Source organism: Coprococcus eutactus (genome assembly GCF_025149915.1).
Lineage (GTDB): Bacteria > Bacillota > Clostridia > Lachnospirales > Lachnospiraceae > Coprococcus > Coprococcus eutactus.
In genome coordinates this window covers 130,621-155,108 of sequence record NZ_CP102278.1, presented here as the reverse complement: position 1 = coordinate 155,108, position 24,488 = coordinate 130,621, and the positions used below count along the sequence as shown (strand labels likewise).

Below are 24,488 nucleotides of genomic sequence, written 5' to 3'. Positions count from 1 at the left end.
TATATTAATATATTCATGCTTCCCACGACAGCCGAAGACTCCATGAAGAGCTTATTTTATTATCCAGCAGCTGTCAACGCCTCCGCAAATCTCTCCACATCCTCTTTTGGAAGTCTGTAGATCTTCTCGATCTTTTCTCTCGCCATCTCCAATATACGATCCTCAAACTTTGCATTTTTTATGTAATCGATGGTTTTATCAGGGAATACAAAATAACTCTCTGCAAGTCCAAACGCCACTCCATCCTTTGCATAATAACCGCCATCCTGCATGTGTTCAAATGCATACAGACATTTGTCTATGTATCTGTCGTTGACGTAATAACACTTAAGCATGATCGCCACAAACCTGAGTCTGAAGTCATCGGACATATCCTGCCACGTTCCAACGGCTATCCCTCCCTGACCTATCGAAACCTCAACCTCCTGTTGTTTCTTCCTCCATTCAGGATTCAGTTCTGAGTCCCCCATATATTTCATTATAAACTCCCACACTATCTCCTGATACATGGACGCCGCCTTAAAATTGGCACAGAACGAATCGCACACCCACCAGTTGTCTATCTTTGGCACAAATTCATCCGCATACGCAAGTATCTCCTCAAGCTTCCCCTGTGCGTACCCAAGAACAAGCCCCTGCAGCACCACGTCCTCCAATGTGTCGTCCGGCGCATGCTTCAGATATTCCTTCCAGTTGATCTCCGCGATCTGCTGCGCAATCTCTTTCAGATCATCAAGTCTGACTCCGATCACATTGCCGCATCCAGGCAGGTTCATGGCAAGATATTTGCCAAATTCCAGATCCATATGTTCATATAACTCATCCCTGACAAGTCTGTTCACTTCTTCAAATGAGCTGCTCTCCATCCACACATATCCCCTTTCCAAAAATGTTATAAGAGCGCCTTTTTATTTCCTTGCATTTAAAGTCTATCTGTTGACCACATTTATGGGATGCCCTTCCAAAAATGCGCCCATATTGTCACCTGCTATCTGCAGCAATCTCTGTCTAACCTCTCTCGGGGCCCAGGCAATATGAGGCGTTATGATGATGTTCTTTGCAGTGAGCAGTGGATTATCCTCCTTCATCGGTTCCTGAGATACCACATCCACCGCAGCTCCGGCGATCCGTCCTGAATTGAGTGCAGCCGCGAGATCCTGTTCCACGATGCAGCCGCCTCTTGCCGTGTTTATCACAAATGCAGTTTTCTTCATAAGCTCTATTGTTTCCCTGTTTACCATGCCCTTCGTCTCAGGAAACAGCGGGCAGTGTATGCTGATCACATCCGCCTGCGCAAAAAGTTCTTCCCGGCTGACCCATCTTATCCAGCCGCCCTCAGGTAATTCCTTCTCAGTTCTGCTGCTCACAAGGACTTTCATGCCAAATGCATGAGCTATCTCCGCCACTCTCTGTCCTATGCTTCCATACCCGATAACACCCAATGTTTTTCCCGAGATCTCCATGGTCGGCATCACACTGTATGAGAAATCTTTGCTTCTCACCCAGCCCCCAGCCAGAACTGAATCGCTGTGGACGCCAACATGATTTGCAAGCTCAAGAAGCAGTGCAAATGTAAACTGAGCAACAGCTTCAGTGCTGTACGCTGGAACATTTGTCACAACTATATCATGCTCCTTTGCCGCATCCAGATCCACAACATTGTATCCCGTTGCGAGAACGCCCACATATCTGAGATTCGGACACGACTCTATTACCCTTCTGTCAATAACTGTCTTGTTCGTCGTTACGAGCTCAGCATCCCCTATTCTAGAAACCACATCCTCATATTCTGTCCTGTCATACACTGTGAGCTCACCATACTTTTCCAGACTTTCCCAACTGATATCACCGGAATTTGCAGCACATCCATCGAGAACTACTATTTTCATATCTGATCACCCTGCCTTATATTTTTAGCTTATCTACATATAATATCATTTTATTTCACATATATCTCTCCTTGTTTCAGAGAGCACATCCCATGGCATAACGTCATTTTTATTAAAACGATACATTTATTTTATTCAACTATACCATATAATTCACACGTTTTATAACGATCATTTTACCATTTAACGCAAAAATGCACAAATATTTCTGTACGACTTGAATAATTTTATTGAAAAATATGTGCAAACACATTAAAATAAAGATAACGTGCATTGGTAACAAATCATAACGAATGGGAGGTTTGAAATGGACAAAAAGATATTAACAGCAAAGGTATTGGAGGTATTTTCTAATGTTCTTCCAGAGATAGATGCGGGAAATCTGGATATGACGGCGCCTCTTACAACAGCTTATGGGGTTAATTCAGTGTCTATCATACAGTTCATCGTAGGACTTGAGAATGAGCTCAATATAGAATTTGACGATTCTGAGCTTGCCCTCGGCTTATACTATGACATGAATGATATGATCAAGGCTGTCGAGGCCAAAGTCAGCTAACTTAGCTTACATCGACAGGTCTTACAACCAGACGCGAAATGGAGGTAATAAACATATGAGCAAAAAGATTTTGCCAACAAGCTATCCAATGATCACTTCATGGCAGTGGCATGCCACACTTTTCTCTATCATTGGGGATGATGAGAAAGCCAAAAATTGGATATTCAGTAATTATATACAGTTAAGATGTTACAACATTGAAGAGATATTCACAGGAGACGAGATGCTTCTTGCGGACATGATGCCTGGAAGCAGTTCCCTCAAAGAATGCCCTTACCTTCTCTTCTCACTTATGACAAAGGAGCAGGTTGAAAGCTACTGTGGAGACATTCTCACATTTATCAAGAAAACCATTAACCTCGGCGGATATATATACGGTGTATTTGACGAGGCAAAGATCCTCTGTGATTCAGGAGCGGACTACAAGTTCCCTCACGAATTATTTATCTATGGATATGACGATGAGAAACAGGAATTTAACGTAGGTGATTTCACATTTGGCGAGCACTACTCATATTCCACAGTTTCATACTCCGATGTAAGAAATGGTTACAACACCATCACCGCTGCAGAGGATCACATCTTCAAGGATGACTACAAGGGACGCCGTGGTATATACGTTATCCAGAAGAATCTGGCTGAGACATACTACGAGTTGGATACCAAGTACATAAAGGATACTCTCATCGAGTATCTTGAGTCTAAGGACAGCAAGAACCACTTCCGTATGATGAGAAACCGTTTCAACGACACAGTATTCGGTGTGAACGTTTACGACGCAGTCCTGAAGCAGATCGGCAAGCAGTTGTCAGCCGAGGATCCGGATTTCGATATACGTGCACTCCATATCCTATACGACCATAAGGTCCTGATGATGGAGAGGCTTAAGTATATGATGGACAACGGATATTTGGAGTTCAACGGAGAAATTCTCGATGCATATATGGAAGTTGAAAACCTCATGCTCACAGCAAGAAATCTTCTGATCAAGACATCCATCACAGGCAAGGTTGACTGTATGGACAGATTTGAAAAGTATCTGATGAGCGCAAAAGAGAAGGAGACAGCCGTTCTCAAGCAGGTTGTCGAGATGTTATAAGCTATATCAAAGTCAGATATTTATATATCTTTTTAAAGACTGCGCGACTGATGTTCCACACACCAGTCGCACAGTCTTTTACTTTTATATTTCACATAATTTTACCCATTTTTACAAATTTCAGCTTTAATAATATCCTCTTTTTATTTATACTAGATACTAAATTGTTGCGAGAAGAATATTTATATTGTAATACATTTAATTTGGAGGATCTTTATGAACATATGCGTATACGGAGCGTCAAGCAACACCATTGACAGCTCTTATATAGAACAGACGGAGTATCTCGGCAGACAGATGGCAAAGCGCGGTCACTCTCTGGTCTACGGCGCAGGTGCCAACGGACTCATGGGTGCTGTAGCCAGAGGTGCTCATGAAGAACACGGAAAAATCATCGGCGTGGCGCCTTCTTTCTTTAATGTTGATGGCATTCTCTACGAGAATATTACCGAACTGATAACTACTGAGACCATGAGAGAGAGAAAACAGATCATGGAAGACCGGGCAGATGCTTTTATCATGACTCCGGGGGGTATCGGTACTCTTGATGAGTTCTTCGAGATACTCACTCTAAAACAGCTTGGCCGCCATGGCAAGGCTATCGTGGTGTATAACCAGAACGGCTTTTTCGAACCACTGCTCACCATGATGAGCGAGACCGCAGTCAAAGGCTTTATGACGAACGCCACCAACGAAATATACGCAGTCATGGATGACGCAGACGCCATCTTAGACTACCTTGAAAGCTACAAAACCGATATAGGCAAAGTATTCAAATTCTAAAAAATTCCGTACATGGTGTGTTGTATTTTATGATACATTTCACTATGTACGGATTTTTTGTTTGCTGTAATCTCTACAGACATTCTTATAATCTCAATTTTTTCTTTTATCCTCTTCTATGAGCTCTTTTATGGCGTTTACCGCCACACGGATGGCCCTGTCAGTATCATGGACCTCCGGATTTGGAAGTCCTGCTGCCGCTCTCTCCTGGTTTGCAACGACCAAAAAACAGGCTCCGACTCTCACTTTCAGAAATGCCCCTACTATAAACAGCGCCGCGGACTCCATCTCGGACGCCTTACAGCCCATGCGTTTCCAGGCCTCCCATTTGTCTGAGAGTTCGTAACTCACAGGCATTATCTGAGGGGAATGTTGTCCATAAAACGAGTCCTTGCTCTGGACAACACCGGCATGTACCGGAACCGCCAAGGCCTTTGCCGATCTGACGAGGGCATTCACCACATCTATATCTGCAACGGCCGGATACTCTATCGGCGCGTATTCCCTAGACGTACCTTCCATTCGCACCGAGCCTGTGGCAACAACGATGTCTCCTCCTATTATATCCGTCTGCATGCCCCCACATGTGCCCACGCGGATAAATGTGTGTGCACCGGAATGAACCAGTTCCTCAAGCGCTATCGCCGCCGAAGGACCCCCTATTCCAGTGGATGTAACACTAACCTTCTCACCGCCAAGATATCCCGTATATGTGACAAATTCCCGGCTATCTGCAACAAGCTCGGCATCTTCAAGATATTTTGCTATCGCACTGCACCGTTTCGGATCTCCCGGCATGATAACATACCGCCCAATCAAGTCTTCATTCACCTTTATATGATACTCCAGCCCCTGCTCTGACTCATATACCATAACAATCCCTCCTGTCTTTAGCATACGTAAAAAGCAGGCTTGCAGAAAAAACTCTGCAGCCTGCTTTTTAATGATCTACTTTATGATCTCCATCAATATACTTTCCTATGTATCTTATGCGATTAGCACTTGAACTCATCAAGCTTTGCCTGAAGCTCCGGTGCTACTTCTCCATGGAACTTTACAGTAAGTGGTCTTTCAAGATCTAAGCTGAACACACCTAAGATCGACTTTCCATCTACAACATACTGAGCTGATGAAACGTCAACATCATTTGGAAACTGATTAAGGTATGATACAAACTTCTTGATGTCATCCATTGTGTTCACTTTAGCTTTCATCTCTGTAATCTGCATTGGCTGCGCCCCCTAATATATCTTAATATGTTATTGTTGCGGTACGATACGGGCTTCCCATACCAACTCGCCTACAAGAACATTCTAACACTCTCGTATGAAGTGTGTCAATGCATACTGTCCACGAATAATTATAGAAATAGTTATAATTTTGTCACTTTATGCCGCGAGCATAAACGGCTGTAATGTGCTTATAAATGATTCTGTAGCTCCATTATAAAATTTAACTGTGAGCTCCTGATCAAGCCCCAAACTGAACACACCAAGAATTGACTTGCCATCCACAAGGTAGTTACGGTTTGTTGAATATACGTCAACATCTCCGTCGTATTTTCTTATTGTCTCCACAAACTGTCTGACCTGCTCAACCGAATTGAGCTTTACCTTGATATCTGTTGATTCTACCATACTTATTACCTCCATTCATGGTCCATCGCCATCAATGTTCCTTTTATACTACTTTCTGAAATATTTTGCAAATTACAAAATCAAGGAATTGTAAAGCCTTTTGTGTGTTTTCCTTGTTTTTCTTAAGCAGAATATATGATCTTGCTTTCTTTTTGGGCATATTGCCTAATTTGCAGAATATTTTTTTACAAATCTCCCTCTCCGTCAAAACAACGTTCAACAAATTTTTGTTTAATTTTCAATTAACTTTTTTTAGCGGAACATGTCATTTTACGACCGTTCAATATACAATATGCTTATTGACGTTACATTTCCACGCATTTACAATATTGTGCGTAGAGAATATACTGATCTACACATATGACATTTTTATATTCTGACGAAAGGATAACCGGGACACCGGCAGCATCATGAATTTATTAACCATAAAAAATTTTTCAAAATCATATACAGACAAAATACTATTTGACAACGCAGACTTCTCCATAAACTCAAAGGAGAAGATCGGTATCATCGGAGTAAACGGAACCGGAAAGTCAACACTGCTCAAGATAATCGCAGGGATCGACACCTGCGACTCAGGACAACTGTCCAAAGGAAACAATGTGGTCATCAGATACCTTCCACAGACTCCTGATTTCACCGAGGCCGTGAGCATCTACGACTACGTCATAACCGCTAACTCTAACGAGGAAAACCAATGGAGCATAGAGGGAGATGCCAAAGCATTTCTCCACAGACTTGGATTTGACGATACAAGCCTCATAGTAAACACCCTCTCCGGCGGTCAGCGCAAAAAGGTCGCCCTAGCCGCCGCACTGCTCTCAAGCTGTGACATATTGGTACTTGACGAGCCTACAAACCATCTGGACAACGACATGACAGAATATCTGGAGGAATACCTGAACAACTACAAAGGTGCGCTTGTGATGGTCACTCACGACAGATATTTTCTGGACAAGGTATGCAACCGGATAGTTGAGATAGACAAGGGCAAAACTTACAGCTACAACGCCAACTACGAAGGTTACCTCATGCTCAAAGCCGAGCGGGAAAATATCGCCCTTGCAACTCAGAACAAGCATCAGAACATCCTAAGAAAAGAAATCGCATGGATGCAGAGAGGTGCCCGTGCCAGGAGCACCAAACAGAAAGCACATATACAGAGATACGAAAAGCTCGCAAGTGAGGAGCTCATAAAAGAAACCCAGTCCGTCACCATGAGTTCCATCGCCAGCAGACTGGGCAACAAAACCATAGAGATAAACAATATATCCAAGACCTGGCCCGAACGCGAAAATCCCATTATACAGGATTTCTCATACAACTTCCTTCGCACTGACAGAATTGGAGTTGTCGGACCTAACGGATGCGGCAAAACCACGCTTATGAAACTTATAACAGGCAACATCAAGCCTGACAAAGGATATATAGACATAGGCGAAACTGTCCGTATTGGATATTTTTCTCAGGAAAACGAATCCCTTGATCCAAATATGAAGGTTCTGGACTATGTCAAAGAGACCGCAGAATATATACAGACCACCGAAGGACTTATGTCTGCATCAACCATGTGCGAACGCTTCCTGTTTGACGGAACACTGCAACACCAACGCATAGAGAAGCTGTCCGGTGGTGAAAAGAGAAGGCTGTACCTTCTGAAGGTCCTTGTATCATCACCAAATGTACTCATCCTGGATGAGCCTACAAACGACCTGGACATATCAACGCTATGTATACTTGAAGATTACCTTGACTCTTTCCAGGGCATACTCATAGTTGTATCCCACGACAGATACTTTCTGGACAGGGTTATACGCAAGCTTCTGGTATTTGACGGAAAGGGTGCGATCTCACAGTTTGAGGGCGGATACACCGACTACTATATAACCCACGGGGCATTTGCCAACAGTGCCGCAGGCACCACAAACGATACGACGCGATCATCTTCGTCAAAGGCTCAGGAAACCATCAGTTTGGAGGACGATCCAGCAGCGGATCAGAACAAAAAGAAGGGACGAGAACCGGCGATCAAGAAAAAATTCTCCTTCAACGAACAGCGGGAATACGACACTATAGAGGATGATATTGCCGCAAAGGAGTCGGAGATCACCCAGATAGAGGCAGACATTAACGGCTCCGTATCAGACTTCATTAAACTGAACGAGCTGACTGAGAAAAAGGCAAAGCTTGATGAAGAGCTTGATCATCTCCTGGACAGATATATTTATCTCACAGAACTAGCCGAATCATTTGACCGATAACTGCAAATCTGCAATCAACATAAAACACCCCGGAATGTACACAGAAAATCACCGTTCACATTCCGGGGTATCTCACTTCTGAATTATATAACATCACATCTGATGTCTCACTATCTTATACTCATCATCCAACTGAAAATAAGGACAGTTATCATATCCTCTGGCAATAAATCTGGCAAAGTCATCCTCATCCATATTCACCAGGCACTCAGAGAAATCATCTTCTTCATCATATACATAGTGAGCACACATATCACAACTGGAAGCCATTTCAATCCTCCTTAATCTTCTATGAGAATTGCTCTCAAAAGCACTTTTCTCATGTTATCCGCAAAAGTATTTTTATTATACACGTGCCCGGTCTAAAAATCTATCAGTTTCACTTAATTAACCAAGTTTCTAACTGGTAATAACTGTCATAATGTGATATTATTGAAAGAAGTATATTAAGGGATTTCCTCAAGAAAAAGAAGGAGTGTGTTTCCAGTTATGAAAAAGAAGTTAGTAGCATTTCTGCTCACCCTCATCATGATTCTGCCATTTGTCAATACAGCATACGCTGCTGATAAGGGAGATACGACAAATAGCAGTTCTGGATCTGGCAAGATAAACGGCAAGACTTATTATTATGATCAGTTTGACAACAGCGCATACAGAACTGTATATAATCAGATCAACGAAGCCGCTGCTGCATTTAACTCGTCAAACCAGACCGCACAATATCAGGATGGTGGCTATTACACAGCATTTACACTGTCGATAAGCAATAAAGACTGGGAAGTTATCGGCAACGATGGTCTTCGCCAGGTTATGAACGCGGTTTTGGCCGATCATCCGGAATATTTTTGGATGTCTGACAGCTACGAATGTAAGGCATCTTCATCCGGAGAATTAAAATTCCAGTTGCTGACAGTTGAATGTTATTCACTGTATGCCAATGGTGACTCGCGAATAGTGTATGTCAACAATTTCGACCTTGCAGTAAAAACTTACGCAGCTACACTAAGTGAAAACGCAAAGGATTATGAAAAGGTATATCTGATCCACAACGCCATCATCAACAAAGTCTATTATGCAGACAATATCACAAGCAGGAACAATGATAACATATATGCATACACAGCAGATGGTGTTTTCAGTTCGCAATACCTGAAAGCAGTTACATACGGCTACGCCAAAGCATTTAAAGCTGTAATGGATTATATTGATGTACCTTGCATATATATTGAGGGACAGAATTCTGATCTTCTCGATGATTCAGCAGAAACACAAAAGAAATTAAAAGATGAGAACTACATTAACAACTGTGCATGGAATGCAGTATATCTCGGCGGGGAATGGTATCTCATAAACCTTGGTCTTGACGATCCTGTTACCACCACTGGCAAAGAGGCACTGTCATACAAGTACTTCAACATTACGGATTCGCAGGCTTCTAACCTGACTGCCATCCCAGACAGAGTCCCTGGAATTCCATCCTGTAACGGCACAGAATATTGTCTCACGAAGGTTCAACAGGATCTCGAAGCTGATGGATTATGGGAAAAGTCCAGTTACAACTTTTTAGACATGATACTTGACAGATATGGCCTCTCCGTCGTTTTGATAAGCGTCGGTGTCATACTCTTACTTATCGTATCTCTCTTTAAGAATATTCGCAAAAGAACCAAGAGTAAGAAAAAAGATAAGGTCAAAAAAACAAAAACAACTGTGGTCGACAATTCTGAGCTTGACGACGAGCTCAGAAAGCCGCCTCTTTCATAAATACAGAACAATAAGAAATATAAAAGCATAAAAAAGTGCATTGCACATCTATACGGCATTTGGAATAATCCCAATATATCGGAACCGATGTGCAATGCACTTTTTGTATTTAATTAGCTACGTCTCCATCAGTAACCACTACGGTTATATTCTTTGATGCAGTATTGCCTGCCCAATCTGCGACCGTCAGTGTCGCATTTACGGCTCTTGCCTTTCCTGTGTCCAAGTCTTTCACCGAAGTGAGCTTGCTCTGAATATCAGGATCAGCATCTGTAACAGTATAATAATCACTCCAATTTATATCCTGTCCCACCTTAACTTCTATTTCATCCGGACCGGATATGTAAGGATTAACCTCATCCACCACATTTATCTTTGCTGTTTTCCTGCTGGACAGCTTTCCTCTTCTGACTGTGAATTTTACTTTATACTTTCCCAGCTTATCTGGTACAAAATCATTTGAATCGCACTCGATATAAGTATCTACACTTGACGCTTCAAAAAAGTTCTTTATATCAAATGTATCCCCCATATTGTAATCCTGTGAAATCTGATGAACTTTGAGCAAGCTTGCTCTCATTATAAGCGTTATCACCAGGGCTAGAAGAATTCCCAATATGATCGCTGCCGGAATAACTGTCTTAGGGTTTAATCTTACATTGCTTTTCTTTTTATTGGTTTTTTTATAAGTCTTTGAACGAGTCTTTAAATCACTCCTTTTGACACCACTATTACTCTTCGCACCGGATGTATGGACCGCATTGGATTGGCGCACCGTCCTGCTCTGTGTGCCCTTCGCAGGATGGTCTCCCCGTGTCTTCTCCTTGTCCAGCGGTCTTCCTGTACTGGTTCTTGTTCTCTGAACAGCAGTTGCACTTTGAGGTCTTGAGCTTGCTGATCGGCTACGCTGTCTGTTTCCTGTCGTATCTGATCTGTTCATTGTCGATCTATCTACACGTATTTCTCTATCGCGTATTTCTCTATCACGCACTTTACTGTCTCGCACTTTACTATTATCAGCTTTACTTTCTTTATCTGCCAATTTATGCCTCCTCCGCGGCTCCCACGTACCGCAACACATTTATTTATCCATTATACATAATAATTCCCATGCATACAATCATTTCACATTGCAATGACAGCAAATAAGTTGCAATAGAAGCAAATAAGTGCGATAATTTACAGTAAGTTTACTCGAAAGGAGCATTTTTATGTCAATCAATAACCTTAGTTCATTTACAAAAGCCCGCGTAGGACTATGCGTAGAGAGTGATTCAATAGACAATAATCTCTACGAAGAATACGGTGTAAAGCGCGGTCTTCGCGACCTGAACGGCATTGGGATCAACGCTGGAATTACCAATATTTCATTGAGCCGCGCCTACAAGCCGGACAGCGATAAACTCATACCAATCGACGGTGAACTTTACTATAGAGGATACGAGATACGTCAGCTCATAGATGGCTTTATGTCGGAAAACAGATATGGATTCGAGGAATGCACATACCTTTTGCTATTTGGCAAACTTCCAGACGCAGACGAGCTTTCCCAGTTTAAGCAGGTACTCAATCTGGCATACGATCTTCCTCACAACTTTATTCAGGATGTCATCATGAAGAACCCAACAAAGGATATCATCTCAAATATGACCAAGAGTATCCTTGCCCTTGGATCATATGACAAATCAGAGACGGACATCTCTCTGGACAACGTTCTCCAGCAGTGCCTTATGATCATAAGTGTATTTCCTCGTCTTGCCGTGTATTCATTCCAGGGATACAGACATTACGAACTCGGAAAAAGCTGCTACATACACAAGCCTGACCCTAAGCTTTCATTTGCTGAGAACATACTGAGCATGCTCCGTTCAGATAGAAAATATACCCAGCTTGAGGCCAGGGTTCTCGACCTTGCGCTTGTTCTCCACATGGAGCACGGCGGTGGAAGCAATTCAACATTTACGACAAGAGTTGTGACATCCTCTGGATCAGATACATATGCGACGGTCGCTGCCGCTCTCTGCTCCCTCAAGGGGCCTCTTAACGGAGGCGGAGACCTCAAGGTTATGGAGATGATGAAGAATATCCACAACAATGTTGAGGATGTGACAGATGAAACACAGGTTAAGGAATATATCAGAAAGATCGTCAGAGGAGAAGCATTTGACAGGTCTGGTGTTGTATACGGAATGGGACAGCCTATCTACTCACTCTCAGATCCGCGCGCCTTAATCATAAAGGAATACGTTGAAAAGCTCGCCGAGGAAAAACACGAAAAAGATGAATTTAAGCTCTATGAACTCATCGAAAGAGTCGCCCCTGAAGTTATAGCCGAGGAGCGCAAGATATACAAGGGTGTATGTATAAATATCGACTATTACTGTGGTCTCCTCTACAAGATGCTCAAGATTCCTTACGCGCTGTACACACCGCTGTTCGCCATCGGACGTGTGGTTGGCTGGAGTGCTCACCGCATGGAAGAACTTGTCAACAGCTATAAGATCATGCGGCCTGCTTATCCAAGCCTTGTAGAGCCAAAGTCTTATGTGCCTATAGACGAGAGGTAAAATCGGTCTTATAGCCCTGATATAAATCACAAAGCTTGCAAAATATTTCTATAAATAGGAATTTATCATGGATAACAACCATACACAGAACTTCGATCATCTTGAATATACAGTGATCCGAAGCAACAGAAAATCAATATGCATAGAGATAAGCCCAGACCTGCAGATAAAGGTCCGGGCACCGCAAAAAATGCTCGATTCACAGATTCGGGCATTTGTGGCATCTAAAGATAAATGGATAACTGACCACCTCGCCATAATGCAGGAACGGCTAGGAAGTCAGGCAGCGGACACATCTCGCAAACCTCTTTCAGGCTCGGAACTTGCCGCGCTTGCGCAAAAGGCCTCCATCGTCATACCAGAACGTGTGAAACACTTCGCGCCTATCATCGGCGTGACATACGGTCGCATAACCATCCGCCATCAGAAGACAAGGTGGAGAAGCTGCAGTTCATCAGGCAACCTGAATTTCAACTGCATGCTCATGACTACCACCCCCGAGCTCATCGACTATGTTGTGGTCCACGAGCTCTGCCACAGAAAGCAGATGAACCACTCGCCATTGTTCTGGGCTGAAGTGGAGAGAGCTCTCCCCAACTACAAAGAGCTGCGCAAGGAATTGAGGCAGTATAGCTGCTGACCTACCACTCCATGACAACTGCGCCGTATGTGAGTCCTGCGCCAAATGCAGACATGGCGATCTTGTCACCGCGCTTCAATCCATGCTCTCTTACGAGCTGATCAAGAAGTACAGGAACGCTTGCAGCTGACATATTACCTGTGTAATCAAGTGTTGTAGGGAACTTCTCAAGTGGCGCCTTGAGTCTCTTGGCAACTGACTCTATAATCCTTACATTTGCCTGATGAAGTACGAAATAGTCCACATCATCCGCCGTCATGCCAGCCTTGTCAAGTGCCTCAACAAGGCACTTTGGGCACTGTCTGACCGCGAACTTATACACCTCCTGTCCATCCATATACAGATAGTCAGGCTTTACCTCTTCATTTATAAACAGATTGTTTGTCTTTCTGCTCTCGCAGTTGAGTACCATACCTTTCTTGCCAATGGATCCCTGAACAATACTTATTATTCCCTTATCCGACTCTTCTACATACGCAGCTCCTGCACCATCACCGAACAGCACGCATGTGCCCCTGTCGTTCCAGTCAAGGATCTTGGACAGTGTCTCCGAGCCTATCACCAGAGCATTTTTCACGAACCCTGTCTCTATATACATCTTTGCAATATTCAGCGCAAATACGAATCCAGAACATGCGGCATTCACATCAAAGGCAATCGCCTTATCAGCACCTATAGCTGCCTGCACCTGACATGCCCCGCTTGGCGTATAATAATCCGGTGTCACTGTAGCAAGAACTATAAGTTCCACATCCTCAGCAGCCCTTCCTGCCATCTCAAGAGCCTTCAGCGCAGCCTCAGCAGCCATGCTGGTCGTAGTCTCCGTCACAGCTATCCTTCTGTTCTTGATTCCCGTTCTGGAAGATATCCATTCATCTGATGTATCTACATACTTTGATAACTCGTCATTGGATACTTCTCTCTCTGCCAGACAGCTGCCTGTTCCCATTATTCTTATTGCCATTAATTTATTCTCCCTTAGTAAATCTTTTCAATCTTTATTCTGATATCCTCAGCCCTATCTACAGCCTAACGATCATATACCCCGGATATCTTTTCGTTATGTTTCTTTTCGTTTTATTCATCTTCGCTTAACAGCTCTGCCACGAATTCGCCCCACTTTGTCTTATTCTTGTAGTTCTTTTTGAACATCGATGGTTCCGTCTTGTAATCATAGCTGCTCGCTACCCAACCAACATTATGTTTTTTCAGATACGAAGAAAACTTTATTCCAAAGACATTCCTCGTTCCCTTAAGCTTCTCATTCTTCACTTTCACATCATCATCCGTATATCCCCACTCAGTTACTATGATAGGGTAGCTCGTCACATATCCGGAAATAAACTTCTGCCAGAACACCTTGTCAGGATACACATGTACTGCAAATGCTGTGTTGTTGTTTGTCTCACCGAGTTCATCGAGCCATCCAAGATCATAACAATAATCCGGACTTCCAACTATGATGAGCTGCTTTGCGCCCGCATCCCTGATGACTCCTATAAGGCTGTCTGCACATCTCTTCCACTCTGAATCACTCATTCCAACCGGTTCATTGTATATCTCAAAGATAACATTCGGAGTGTTCTTGAAGTACTCTGCTGTATTCTTCCAGAACTCTGCTGAATAGTCAAGCGGATTCTCTGAAATGTCTGGCATCTCATCTCCGCTGCCATCTATAGGATTGCCTGTATAATCCCAGTCAATAATAACATATTTGCCACTTTCTCCTGCCCAGGTGACTATCCTATCCAGGTATCTCCACATATAATAATCATCATTCTTGTACTCTGCAGGATCAACTGGAACTCTGATAACATTTCCGCCCATATCAAATACTTTCTTATAGAATCCTTCATCAAAATTCTTCTCATCATATAATCTATGGGATTCAGGAACCATGACACCCTTTAGCACAACCTGCTCGCCTTCTGCATTCACTATCTGCACTCCCTTTGTGCGGAGCATAGACGGATACTTGTCCGTATCGCCAACAAACTCTGCCCTTGTGCCAACCGGCGTCAGCAGATCATTACCACTCTTAATATATCTGACAATATATATAGCTGCCGCCACAATTATCGCCGCAACTATCACAATCAAAGTCACCTTCATCTGTTTTTTCATAAGCCATCCTCCAATTCATGCCAGCTTCGAAGCCATATATATTAGAGTGTACCAAAAAAAGCGGGCATCTTCAATACATGCATTAACAAAAGGCATTTCCCAGCAAGATAAATTCTCACTTAGAAAATGCCTTGAATATCTCTTTATAAATATATCTATAAATAATTAAAGATTTCTGAATCTGTCATATCTGTCCTGCGCAATCTCCTCAGGAGTTTTATTTGAATACTTCTTCAGGAATTCCTTAATGTTCATCTTGAGGTACTTACCTATATATGGAACTGAGTCGTCATCCGCTCCGCCATATTCCGGTACGACCTGTTCGATAACGTTCAGTCTCTTGAGATCCTGAGCTGTGATCTGCATAACCTCTGCAGCCTCCTCAGCTCTGTTGCTGTCCTTCCAGAGAATAGACGCATATCCCTCTGGCGAAAGAATGGAATATGTTGCATTCTCAAGCATCCATACCTCATTGCCAACTGCAAGCGCAAGTGCACCGCCACTGCCGCCTTCTCCGATAAGGATACAAAGAACAGGAACCTTGAGTGATGACATCTCATAAAGATTCCTTGCTATTGCCTCACCCATTCCTCGCTCCTCAGCCTCAAGTCCGCAGAACGCACCAGGTGTATTTACAAAAGTTATTATCGGTCTGCCAAACTTCTCTGCCTGTTTCATCAGACGAAGAGCCTTTCTATAGCCATCTGGAAGCGGCATACCAAAGTTCCTCTCCATGCACTCAGCCATGGACGCACCCTTAACCTGTGATATGACCGTCACAGGCTGTCCGTCTATATGACCTATGCCACCTACGATGGCTCTGTCATCGTTCATTGTTCTGTCTCCGTGGATCTCGCGGAAATCATCACAGATATACTTCACATAATCAAATCCCGATGGTCTGCTCATCTGACGTGCACCTCTGAGCTTCTCCCATGGAGTCTTCGGCTCGTCATCCTTGAGTCTCTCCTTCAAGATCTCACTGATATCAAACTTCTCGTCACTATCAGTCTGATCAAAGTTCGCATATCCCTGTCTCTGCTTATGTGTAACTATGAGCTCATACATGGTATCCTTCATCTTATCTCTTGTGATTATTCCATCTATGATTCCATGCTCTACAAGGAACTCTGATCTCTGGAATCCCTCAGGCAGCTCCTGTCCTATAGTCTGCTTTATAACTCTAGGTCCGGCAAATCCAACAAGGGCTCCCGGCTCGCCAAGGATGATATCTCCAAGCATTGCAAAGCTGGCTGTCACACCACCTGTGGTAGGATCAGTAAGGATCGATACATACAAAAGACCTGCATCTGAATGTTTCTTAAATGCAGCCGATGTCTTTGCCATCTGCATGAGAGAAATGATTCCCTCCTGCATACGTGCACCGCCTGAACAACAGAACATAAATACCGGAAGTTTCTCCTCTGTCGCTCTCTCGACCGCTCTCGCTATCTTCTCGCCGACTACATATCCCATGCTGCTCATAAGGAATCTGGCATCGCACACACCGATCACTGCAGGCTCACCATTGATGGTTGCCTTTCCTATAGTAACAGCTTCTTTGAGGTTTGTCTTCGCCTGTGCAGCTGCGACTTTCTCCTCATATCCCTCAGTTCCAAGAGGATTTGAGCTTGGCATATCCTCGAACCACGGCTCAAATGACTTGGGATCTGTGACCATCTTTATTCTGTTCTTGGTCTTTACCCTAAAGTAAGAACCACACTCGTAACAGATGTACTTTGCGTTCTTAACTCTTTCCTTCTCAACTTCTTTTCCACACTTAGGACACTTTACAAATTCAATCTTTGGTGCTTCCTGAACTTCCTCAGCAGCTTTTGTCTCCTCTGCAGCCTTCGCTGCAAGTATCTCGGCATCCTTTGCTTTCTTTTTGATAAATAACATGATTTTTACTGCTCCTTATACTTCTGTAAAACGATACATGCGTTGTGTCCGCCAAATCCAAGTGAGTTGCTTATTGCAACATCGACATCCATCTCACATGGCTCCTTACAGTAATCCAGATCAAGCTCCTCCTCGCTCTCGATAAGACCTCTTGTTCTGTGAATGTAACCTTCCTCTATACTCTTGACACAGGCAATAGCCTCGATTGCACCAGCTGCACCGAGAAGATGTCCTGTCATAGACTTTGTTGAGTTGATCTTGATATCCTTTGCATGATCTCCAAATGCCTTCTTTATAGCTCTTGTCTCAACAAGATCGTTGAGATGTGTGCTTGTACCATGGGCATTGATATACTGAACTGCATCCATTGGAATGCCTGCATCCTTGACAGCATTTGTCATTGCAACTGCAGGACCCTCTCCTGACTCCTCAGGTGCTGTGATGTGATATGCATCACTTGAACAGCCATATCCTGTGAGCTCAGCGTATATCTTTGCTCCTCTTGCCTTTGCATGCTCAAGCTCCTCAAGTACAACTATACCTGCGCCCTCACCAAGAACGAAACCGCTTCTGTCCTTGTCAAATGGGATTGAACATCTGTCAGGATCTGTTGATGAGGTAAGTGCTGTGAGTGAGTCAAATGTTGATATACCGATAGGTGAAACTGCCGCCTCACATCCACCGGCTACCATGACATCAGCGTCACCGTACTGGATTGTTCTAAATGCCTCACCGATGCTGTTGGTTCCTGATGCACATGCAGTTACAACATCTATACTCTTTCCTTTAAGACCAAACTGGATAGCAACATTACCTGCTGCGATATTGCTTATCATCATAGGAACTACAAATGGGCTCACACGAAGAGGTCCCTTTGTGAGAATGGTTCCATATGCATTCTCAAGCTCCTGAAGTGAGCCAACACCCGATCCTATACATGTACCAACTCTGTATGCATCCTCTTTGCTCATATCAAGTCCTGAGTCTGCCATGGCCTCCTGTGTTGCCTTGACAGCAAACTGTGTGAATCTTGCCATACGTCTTGCAGACTTTGGATCAATGTAATCCTTTGCAACAAAGTTCTTTACCTCGCCTACAAGCTTGCACTTGTATGCCGAAGCATCAAACTGCGTGATAGGTCCGAAACCATGTTTTCCCTCCTTGAGTGAATTCCAATACTCGTCAACTGTGTTGCCGACTGGAGTTATGGCTCCTATACCTGTTATTACTACTCTCTTTTTCATACTTATCTCCTTGAATTGTCTAATTTACACTTACATATTTTTATATTATACCCCAACTATAAAATGTTTGGAAGTAATTGTATGCATGTTTTTCTATTAAATTTCGATAAACATTTCTCGGCAAATGCCTATTACAGTCTCTCTTTTATCTTCCTGAATATGAATTTTTTGCTTATATAATAGTTCAAAATTATCACTAATATGGACGTGAATGTCTTTATTCCCATCGCCCACAGGTGCAGTCTGTCCACCAGTATGTATATGAGCCCCTCCTCTACGATCAGTGTAAATATACGGCTCGCATAAAATGACAGCAGCTCCTTTATAAACTCCCATGCAGTCTCCGCAGCTGTGTGGAATACGGATTTTCTGTTTGTTATAAACGAAACGAAATTATACAGTATCCATGCCAGAAAATTAGCTCTCACCGGATCTATCCCACATTTTGACATAAAAATCCAGGTAGCCCCCAGATTTACCGCCCCGACCACTATCCCCCATAATATATAGATATATATCTCCCTGGGGATTTTCTTTAGCACCTTATCTACAAACATTTAACTCCCTTATGACCGTCTCCTCTGGAAATTCCCTCTCTATCCGTTCACATAGACGATCGTTAAACTCCACTCTCTTTTGAAAATTAAACTTCAGTATATTCTTATAGCCCCACAAATGGGTGAACACATCCTGCCCCTCTATATCCGCCGCTTCCGGGAAAAATGATGATATTATCTTACCTTCTCGTCCAGCGCACATCGCCAGCAGCCTCTGCTCTGCAAACACCATGTGGCACAGATTTTCCTCAGTCTCTCTACAATTCTCCATGAAGTTTATGGAGCTGTCCACATAATAGTTCTTAAATTGTTCATCCGCCATGTACAACATACACGTATTCACCGGCGGCTCATCCCAACTCCATCCGGGATCAAACGCATAGCCATCCTTCATGTTGAAGAACTCTCTGCCAGGATACACATCTGGGTATATCCCCTCCCTATGTATCGCGCATATGTTCGTCCCCTCTATATATTTTTCTATATTTTTCCATACAATTAGGTCAAGATCTACCATGACCGCCGGCATTTTCGCTTTCTTCAATGCGTAGAGTTTACCTGCAGCCCAAAACACCCGGGGCGACACGCGATCTGGCACATCTATCTCTTTTATGCCGCCATTCCATATATGAGCTATCCCCTGTCTCTCAACATAATCAATGGCCCTTTCATCACCGTAAAGTGTGATAGGACCATTCATTTTTCTCCACATAAGAGCAGACAGGATCATGGTCAAAAGCTCATAATCCTGCATGCTGTATGTATCTTCTGTATTCTGTTTAAAATAAGGGGCTGTCCACAATGTATGAAAACCTTCTATTTTTCTCATATATCCTCCATGGCTTAGATCAAGCCTAGATCAGATCCAGCCCATATCCAAATTTGGCATTTCCGCCGATCCTTTTCTCAGGTCTTCTGCACTTATTGATAAGCTGCCACTCCTGAGGGAACTCCATCAGCAGTTCCTGACTTACCCTTGTGGAATCTATGGCGTTCTGCACTTGGCAAGGCGCGTTATCACGCGCCGCCATGCTGAATCTCCGACTGCTGCCTAACACAAATCGTTGGCTGCTGCCTACCGTTCTGTACTGGCTTCCCGTAAGATATCGGAAACCGCCCTGACTGCCGAACAACCGTCTCATCTGACTTCCGTTCCACGCAAATCGCTGGCTGCCGCCTACCGTTCTGTACTGGCTTCCCGTAAGATATCGGAAACCGCCCTGACTGCCGAACAACCGTCTCATCTGACTTCCGTTCCATGCAAATCGCTGGCTGCCGCCTAATGTAAATCGCTGACTGCCACCTAATGTAAGTCGCTGGCTGCCATTTCTCACAAACCTCTGGCTTCCACTTCTCATAAATCTCTGGCTGCCCGTTCCCGCAGAGACAGCCTCTAGCTGAGTCTCCTTCGCCGCCGCACATCCAAGTTCAACATATCGGTCATCTATCGGCATCAGTTCACCACCACCAAATTCAAGGCTGTACGGTCTTCCTTCCATCATGACGTATGTTCTATATGGATATAACTTTCCATTGAGTGATATCAGTTTCATATACACCGGCAGGCCACATCCAAGCCCATGAAGCCTGTATGCCTGGGCTATAGTTGCTTTCACAAAATATCCGCCATCTGGAAGCTCATAGCCGAGCAAGCTTTCCAGTTCTCTGTCCCACTCTGCATATGCACCAAATTCACCTGTCCGGACATCATAATTTCTAAGATCAAAATATGCCATACCCGTCACAAATGGAAGCATCCTCGTTATTCTATTGTCAAACTGCGGCCAGCTCTCGCTGTCACATTTATTTAAAGACGAATATATGAAACCCACACACAATCTCCATTTCCAAAACTAGCCAGCCATTCCATATCCGACCAACTACTATCTATTATGTATGGTACTCTATTTTGAAACATAATTCAATTTAATTTAGGTCTTTTAGAGCTCATTATGACATCTTTATTCTGATAATTTTTTGCATATTTTACATTTATTTTCCAAATGTCAGCACATAATATCTCTTGAAGCCCTCCTTGTCTCTATCAAGTGCGATAAAGACAGCAGCCCCCATAGTTTTGTATGATGTATCCAGCATATTTCTGTCGTGGGCAGTTGACTTTGTCCATGCTCTGAACACAAGATCCTCCTCACTGAAGCCGCATGCCAGATTCTCTCCGAACAATTCATACATAGAATTTATGCAGAGTGTTCCATTCGGTCTGTAATGTCCGTATGTGTTGCTGATCTCCTTCGCTCTGGTCGTAGCGGTCTCTGTCATTGACGCCGACTCCGTAAGTGAAGAAAGACCGTTTTCGTTTCTGTGGGCATTTACCTCTGCCATCAGTCTTTTAGCCGCGCCAAGATCATAATATCCATAAACCTTTGTTGATCTTCCATTTCCAAGATCGATCGTGTAATATCTCTTGACCTCCAGGTTGTACTCTCTCTTATATACGACACCCTTCCTGTTGACATATGCAAGATAACCATTTGCTGTCTTGTATACACCTGCCTTCTTTACTCTGACTCCCTTGCTGTCAAAATAAAAGTTTGATCCTCCAATTCTCTTTATCGATCTCTTCACAAGAACCCATTTGCCCTTTGAGAGCACATATCCCTTCTGGCTGGCTGTCACAAACTGTACAGTTGCTATGCCCTTTGAGTTAAAGTAGTACTTCTGTCCGCCTACCACGCGCCACTTGTTCTTCTGAGCCACCCATTTCTTTGCTGAATAGCTGTAGTCGTAGAGTTTTCTGGTTGCACCCGAAACCACGTACTTGGATGTCATGTAGCCCTTTGAACCAACATAATAGTATGTATGTGAACTTGCCTTTTTCCAGCCCTTACTTGTGGACCTCACTCCCTTGCTGTTGTAGAAATAGTAATATTTCCCGTTGAGTCTATTGACCTCGTTCTTTACCGGAATGTATCTCTTTGACTTTGCTGAATATCTGTACAATGTCTTTATCGATGAATTATATACAACCTTAGCCTTTCCATTACCGCTGAAATAATACAGTTTAGAACCTACACTCTTCCACATATTTTTCTGGATCACCCACTGGGTTCCATTTGAATTCAGCTTGTAAAATCTGTACACGCCGCCACTTTTATTTATCTTTCCGATCACCTTGCTCTGGGAATCAGTACATACGTTCATTCCGTTATTCGTTGAATACCATCCTGCCTTCTTAACCCTGATTCCCTTTGCATTGAAATAGTACTCCATGCCATCATTCATGGTGACAACCTGATTGCTGGCAAGTACAAGTCTGCCGTTCTTGAGAAGCTTCATTCTTCGGAGTTTCTCTGAATATGACTTGATGCAGGTTCCATTTTTATCAACATAGAATCTCATACCATCAGCATTTCTCCATGTGCTGGTATACATTTGCCAATTGCCACTGCCTGTGCTGTCTCCATACAGCTTTATGATATCTCCAGATCTTGTATACTTCTCTGTGAGTTGTCCATTCTGATCCAAATAATACTTACTGTTTCCAGCCAGCTTCCAACCGGGATCCGTTACTTTCACACCATCAATGTTAAATAGATAGTTGTAGCCATCACTCAGCACGCATTCTGTATTTGCCGCTGTTGTGATAGTTGTTCCACTATAAAGCTCAAGTTTATTATCCTGGAGGTTGTAAACCTTTGCTACATAGCCATCTCTATCTACGTAAACCTCATAGCCATCTGAGCTTGTCCAGCCCGGAGTTGTCACCGCAGTTCCACGTATATAGAACCTGTAACCGTCATCCTCCTGACAAATACCAGACTTATCCGCATCTGAATTAGATGCAAGTGAATCCTGTGATCCTTCCTGCCTCTCCTGCGCATTCTGAGCCAGCACGCTCATATTGCCAGAAAAGAAAGTTGACAGTACCACTGCGCATGCCAATACCGCACACACGAATCTCTTTTGTACAGAATATGCTCCTGCATTTCTTGATTTTGTACTCATTTCTTCGCTCTCCTTCATAAAATATGATAATTTACCTGTATTTTCATATGTAATATTTTCCACACGTAGTATACACGTGTTACATATTTTTTACAAGTATAACTTTTTTACATGTTTTTTGTTACATTTCTGTTAACTATCATTTTTTATTCTGTCACTCCAACCGCAAAGTCCAAAGTGCTGTATTGAGATTTAGTATTTAAATATGGTAAAATATATTTTATATGTTGACAGCACATATAACTTTGCAATAAGAATGACCAATATATAGAAAGAAGGGCTATCGACGATGAGTGCGATTGTTACATTGAAAAAGGGTGAGGGCAGGCTTCTCAAATCCGGAGGCGCTTGGATATTTGACAACGAAATTGATTCCATAATGGGAAACTTTGAAAACGGCGATATTGTGATGGTAAACGATTTTGACGGATATCATCTTGGTAAGGGATTTATCAACACCTATTCCAAGATAACCGTGAGAATGCTCACCAGGGATGCCAGCACAGAGATTGATGAGGCATTTTTCACTAAACGTCTTCAGGATGCCTGGGATTACCGAAAGAAAACGGTGGACACCAGTAGCTGCAGGATCGTATTCGGAGAAGCAGATTTTCTCCCCGGCATAGTCATAGACAAGTTTGAAAATGTGCTTGTAGTAGAGTCTCTCGCTCTCGGAATCGACAAAGTTAAAAATTTGTTAATAAATAGTTTAAAAAATATACTCAAAAATGATGGTATAATAATATCGGGTGTTTATGAGCGCAGCGATGCAAAGGTCAGAAAACACGAGGGGATGGAGACGTACAAGGGATTTATTGGTGATGAATTTGACACCAATGTTCACATAAATGAAAATGGCGTTCGATATATTGTTGATGTGAAGGATGGTCAGAAGACCGGATTCTTTCTGGATCAGAAGTATAATCGTCTTGCTATTCAGAAATTATGTAAGGGTGCAAAGGTACTTGATTGTTTTACTCACACAGGTTCATTTGCACTTAACGCAGGCATAGCAGGTGCTTCAAGCGTTTTGGGAGTAGACGCTTCAGAGCTTGCTATAGCTCAGGCCAGAGAAAATGCAGTACTCAACGGACTTGAGGATACTGTTTCATTTGAATGCAGAGATGTATTTGATCTTCTTCCAGAGTTGGAATCAAAGGGTGAAAAGTTTGATGTGGTAATACTTGACCCACCCGCATTCACAAAGTCAAGAAATTCAATAAAGAACGCAGTAAAAGGGTATCGCGAGATTAATTTACGTGCAATGAAGCTCGTCAGGGATGGCGGTTTTTTAGCTACATGTTCATGTTCACATTTTATGGATTTCGAACTGTTTACAAAGACGATCAAGCAGGCTGCCATGAATTCTCATGTCAGACTCCGCCAGGTTGAATTTCGTACACAGGCTCCTGACCACCCAATATTATGGGCTGCAGATGAATCTTACTATCTGAAGTTCTATATATTCCAAGTAATAAAGGAGAGATGACACA

General features: G+C 43.1%; 23 protein-coding genes. 8 read left to right on the top strand and 15 right to left on the bottom strand.

The window, feature by feature from the left end; translation table 11 throughout:
- Positions 1-59: 59 nt before the first annotated feature.
- Positions 60-866, bottom strand: a complete 807-nt coding sequence (locus tag NQ536_RS00645; protein WP_004852234.1) for a DNA alkylation repair protein — start codon at positions 864-866, stop codon at positions 60-62.
- 63 nt (positions 867-929) lie between these two features.
- Positions 930-1,889: a D-2-hydroxyacid dehydrogenase gene (locus NQ536_RS00640; RefSeq protein ID WP_004852236.1), complete on the bottom strand. Its 960-nt coding sequence runs from the start codon at positions 1,887-1,889 to the stop codon at positions 930-932.
- A 307-nt stretch (positions 1,890-2,196) separates the two neighbouring features.
- Here NQ536_RS00640 and NQ536_RS00635 point away from each other — a divergent pair, with 307 nt between their 5' ends.
- The 3 genes from NQ536_RS00635 to NQ536_RS00625 all read left to right on the top strand — a co-directional run bounded on the left by NQ536_RS00635 (position 2,197) and on the right by NQ536_RS00625 (position 4,330).
- Positions 2,197-2,448: an acyl carrier protein gene (locus NQ536_RS00635; RefSeq protein WP_004852237.1), complete on the top strand. Its 252-nt coding sequence runs from the start codon at positions 2,197-2,199 to the stop codon at positions 2,446-2,448.
- Between the two features lie 55 nt (positions 2,449-2,503).
- Positions 2,504-3,547, top strand: a complete 1,044-nt coding sequence (locus NQ536_RS00630; RefSeq protein WP_004852239.1) for a hypothetical protein — start codon at positions 2,504-2,506, stop codon at positions 3,545-3,547.
- Positions 3,548-3,763: 216 nt separating this feature from the next.
- Positions 3,764-4,330: an LOG family protein gene (locus NQ536_RS00625; RefSeq protein WP_004852241.1), complete on the top strand. Its 567-nt coding sequence runs from the start codon at positions 3,764-3,766 to the stop codon at positions 4,328-4,330.
- 93 nt (positions 4,331-4,423) lie between these two features.
- Here the strand turns inward: NQ536_RS00625 and udp are convergent, their stop codons facing one another.
- From udp to NQ536_RS00610, 3 genes are all read right to left on the bottom strand, one after another.
- Positions 4,424-5,203, bottom strand: a complete 780-nt coding sequence (udp, locus tag NQ536_RS00620; RefSeq protein WP_044998145.1) for a uridine phosphorylase — start codon at positions 5,201-5,203, stop codon at positions 4,424-4,426.
- Between the two features lie 122 nt (positions 5,204-5,325).
- Positions 5,326-5,559 carry an HPr family phosphocarrier protein gene (locus NQ536_RS00615; RefSeq protein WP_004852245.1) on the bottom strand — a complete coding sequence of 78 codons (234 nt, stop codon included), beginning with the start codon at positions 5,557-5,559 and terminating at the stop codon, positions 5,326-5,328.
- Between the two features lie 159 nt (positions 5,560-5,718).
- Positions 5,719-5,967 carry an HPr family phosphocarrier protein gene (locus tag NQ536_RS00610; RefSeq protein WP_022059674.1) on the bottom strand — a complete coding sequence of 83 codons (249 nt, stop codon included), beginning with the start codon at positions 5,965-5,967 and terminating at the stop codon, positions 5,719-5,721.
- Positions 5,968-6,377: 410 nt separating this feature from the next.
- Between NQ536_RS00610 and NQ536_RS00605 the strand changes: the two genes are divergently transcribed.
- Positions 6,378-8,231 carry an ABC-F family ATP-binding cassette domain-containing protein gene (locus tag NQ536_RS00605; protein ID WP_004852249.1) on the top strand — a complete coding sequence of 618 codons (1,854 nt, stop codon included), beginning with the start codon at positions 6,378-6,380 and terminating at the stop codon, positions 8,229-8,231.
- Positions 8,232-8,324: 93 nt separating this feature from the next.
- Here NQ536_RS00605 and NQ536_RS00600 read toward each other — a convergent pair whose 3' ends face one another.
- Positions 8,325-8,501 carry a DUF6472 family protein gene (locus NQ536_RS00600; protein WP_022059676.1) on the bottom strand — a complete coding sequence of 59 codons (177 nt, stop codon included), beginning with the start codon at positions 8,499-8,501 and terminating at the stop codon, positions 8,325-8,327.
- Positions 8,502-8,720: 219 nt separating this feature from the next.
- On the opposite strand from NQ536_RS00600, the gene NQ536_RS00595 reads away from it, so the two are divergent.
- Positions 8,721-9,995: a transglutaminase domain-containing protein gene (locus tag NQ536_RS00595; protein ID WP_004852253.1), complete on the top strand. Its 1,275-nt coding sequence runs from the start codon at positions 8,721-8,723 to the stop codon at positions 9,993-9,995.
- A gap of 109 nt (positions 9,996-10,104) precedes the next feature.
- Here NQ536_RS00595 and NQ536_RS00590 read toward each other — a convergent pair whose 3' ends face one another.
- Positions 10,105-11,037 carry a DUF5011/hyalin repeat domain-containing protein gene (locus NQ536_RS00590; protein ID WP_044998147.1) on the bottom strand — a complete coding sequence of 311 codons (933 nt, stop codon included), beginning with the start codon at positions 11,035-11,037 and terminating at the stop codon, positions 10,105-10,107.
- A gap of 169 nt (positions 11,038-11,206) precedes the next feature.
- Here NQ536_RS00590 and NQ536_RS00585 point away from each other — a divergent pair, with 169 nt between their 5' ends.
- Both NQ536_RS00585 and NQ536_RS00580 read left to right on the top strand, forming a co-directional pair.
- A complete protein-coding gene (locus tag NQ536_RS00585; RefSeq protein WP_004852258.1) occupies positions 11,207-12,562 on the top strand; it encodes a citrate synthase in 1,356 nt (451 codons plus the stop codon).
- 67 nt (positions 12,563-12,629) lie between these two features.
- A complete protein-coding gene (locus tag NQ536_RS00580; protein ID WP_004852259.1) occupies positions 12,630-13,202 on the top strand; it encodes a M48 family metallopeptidase in 573 nt (190 codons plus the stop codon).
- Between the two features lies 1 nt (position 13,203).
- Here the strand turns inward: NQ536_RS00580 and NQ536_RS00575 are convergent, their stop codons facing one another.
- From NQ536_RS00575 to NQ536_RS00540, 8 genes are all read right to left on the bottom strand, one after another.
- Positions 13,204-14,166, bottom strand: coding sequence for a beta-ketoacyl-ACP synthase III (locus tag NQ536_RS00575; RefSeq protein ID WP_004852261.1), 963 nt, complete (start codon positions 14,164-14,166; stop codon positions 13,204-13,206).
- 113 nt (positions 14,167-14,279) lie between these two features.
- Positions 14,280-15,326 carry a glycoside hydrolase family 5 protein gene (locus NQ536_RS00570; protein ID WP_004852262.1) on the bottom strand — a complete coding sequence of 349 codons (1,047 nt, stop codon included), beginning with the start codon at positions 15,324-15,326 and terminating at the stop codon, positions 14,280-14,282.
- Between the two features lie 165 nt (positions 15,327-15,491).
- The gene (locus tag NQ536_RS00565; protein ID WP_004852264.1) at positions 15,492-17,228 is read right to left on the bottom strand and encodes an acetyl-CoA carboxylase carboxyl transferase subunit; all 1,737 of its coding nucleotides are present in this window, start codon (positions 17,226-17,228) and stop codon (positions 15,492-15,494) included.
- Positions 17,229-17,233: 5 nt separating this feature from the next.
- Entirely contained in the window at positions 17,234-18,472 is a 1,239-nt protein-coding gene (gene fabF, locus NQ536_RS00560; protein WP_004852266.1) for a beta-ketoacyl-ACP synthase II, read from the bottom strand.
- A 131-nt stretch (positions 18,473-18,603) separates the two neighbouring features.
- Positions 18,604-18,924, bottom strand: coding sequence for a GtrA family protein (locus NQ536_RS00555; protein WP_233419706.1), 321 nt, complete (start codon positions 18,922-18,924; stop codon positions 18,604-18,606).
- A 91-nt stretch (positions 18,925-19,015) separates the two neighbouring features.
- Entirely contained in the window at positions 19,016-19,858 is an 843-nt protein-coding gene (locus NQ536_RS00550) for a DUF6734 family protein (protein ID WP_004852270.1), read from the bottom strand.
- 25 nt (positions 19,859-19,883) lie between these two features.
- Complete coding sequence (locus tag NQ536_RS00545) at positions 19,884-20,861, bottom strand: hypothetical protein (RefSeq protein ID WP_044998151.1); 978 nt, start codon at positions 20,859-20,861, stop codon at positions 19,884-19,886.
- A gap of 160 nt (positions 20,862-21,021) precedes the next feature.
- A complete protein-coding gene (locus NQ536_RS00540; protein WP_167530863.1) occupies positions 21,022-22,995 on the bottom strand; it encodes a CAP domain-containing protein in 1,974 nt (657 codons plus the stop codon).
- Positions 22,996-23,284: 289 nt separating this feature from the next.
- Here NQ536_RS00540 and NQ536_RS00535 point away from each other — a divergent pair, with 289 nt between their 5' ends.
- On the top strand, positions 23,285-24,484 hold the full coding sequence (locus tag NQ536_RS00535; RefSeq protein WP_004852276.1) for a class I SAM-dependent rRNA methyltransferase: 1,200 nt from the start codon (positions 23,285-23,287) through the stop codon (positions 24,482-24,484).
- The last annotated feature ends 4 nt before the right edge of the window (positions 24,485-24,488 follow it).

Excerpts from the sequence above, each read along its gene's own strand:
- NQ536_RS00645 (WP_004852234.1), bottom strand. The coding sequence starts at position 866 with ATGGAGAGCAGCTCATTTGAAGAAGTGAACAGACTTGTCAGGGATGAG.
- NQ536_RS00640 (WP_004852236.1), bottom strand. The coding sequence starts at position 1,889 with ATGAAAATAGTAGTTCTCGATGGATGTGCTGCAAATTCCGGTGATATC.
- NQ536_RS00635 (WP_004852237.1), top strand. The coding sequence starts at position 2,197 with ATGGACAAAAAGATATTAACAGCAAAGGTATTGGAGGTATTTTCTAAT.
- NQ536_RS00630 (WP_004852239.1), top strand. The coding sequence starts at position 2,504 with ATGAGCAAAAAGATTTTGCCAACAAGCTATCCAATGATCACTTCATGG.
- NQ536_RS00625 (WP_004852241.1), top strand. The coding sequence starts at position 3,764 with ATGAACATATGCGTATACGGAGCGTCAAGCAACACCATTGACAGCTCT.
- udp (WP_044998145.1), bottom strand. The coding sequence starts at position 5,203 with ATGGTATATGAGTCAGAGCAGGGGCTGGAGTATCATATAAAGGTGAAT.
- NQ536_RS00615 (WP_004852245.1), bottom strand. The coding sequence starts at position 5,559 with ATGCAGATTACAGAGATGAAAGCTAAAGTGAACACAATGGATGACATC.
- NQ536_RS00610 (WP_022059674.1), bottom strand. The coding sequence starts at position 5,967 with ATGGTAGAATCAACAGATATCAAGGTAAAGCTCAATTCGGTTGAGCAG.
- NQ536_RS00605 (WP_004852249.1), top strand. The coding sequence starts at position 6,378 with ATGAATTTATTAACCATAAAAAATTTTTCAAAATCATATACAGACAAA.
- NQ536_RS00600 (WP_022059676.1), bottom strand. The coding sequence starts at position 8,501 with ATGGCTTCCAGTTGTGATATGTGTGCTCACTATGTATATGATGAAGAA.
- NQ536_RS00595 (WP_004852253.1), top strand. The coding sequence starts at position 8,721 with ATGAAAAAGAAGTTAGTAGCATTTCTGCTCACCCTCATCATGATTCTG.
- NQ536_RS00585 (WP_004852258.1), top strand. The coding sequence starts at position 11,207 with ATGTCAATCAATAACCTTAGTTCATTTACAAAAGCCCGCGTAGGACTA.
- NQ536_RS00580 (WP_004852259.1), top strand. The coding sequence starts at position 12,630 with ATGGATAACAACCATACACAGAACTTCGATCATCTTGAATATACAGTG.
- NQ536_RS00575 (WP_004852261.1), bottom strand. The coding sequence starts at position 14,166 with ATGGCAATAAGAATAATGGGAACAGGCAGCTGTCTGGCAGAGAGAGAA.
- NQ536_RS00570 (WP_004852262.1), bottom strand. The coding sequence starts at position 15,326 with ATGAAAAAACAGATGAAGGTGACTTTGATTGTGATAGTTGCGGCGATA.
- NQ536_RS00565 (WP_004852264.1), bottom strand. The coding sequence starts at position 17,228 with ATGTTATTTATCAAAAAGAAAGCAAAGGATGCCGAGATACTTGCAGCG.
- fabF (WP_004852266.1), bottom strand. The coding sequence starts at position 18,472 with ATGAAAAAGAGAGTAGTAATAACAGGTATAGGAGCCATAACTCCAGTC.
- NQ536_RS00555 (WP_233419706.1), bottom strand. The coding sequence starts at position 18,924 with ATGTCAAAATGTGGGATAGATCCGGTGAGAGCTAATTTTCTGGCATGG.
- NQ536_RS00550 (WP_004852270.1), bottom strand. The coding sequence starts at position 19,858 with ATGAGAAAAATAGAAGGTTTTCATACATTGTGGACAGCCCCTTATTTT.
- NQ536_RS00540 (WP_167530863.1), bottom strand. The coding sequence starts at position 22,995 with ATGAGTACAAAATCAAGAAATGCAGGAGCATATTCTGTACAAAAGAGA.
- NQ536_RS00535 (WP_004852276.1), top strand. The coding sequence starts at position 23,285 with ATGAGTGCGATTGTTACATTGAAAAAGGGTGAGGGCAGGCTTCTCAAA.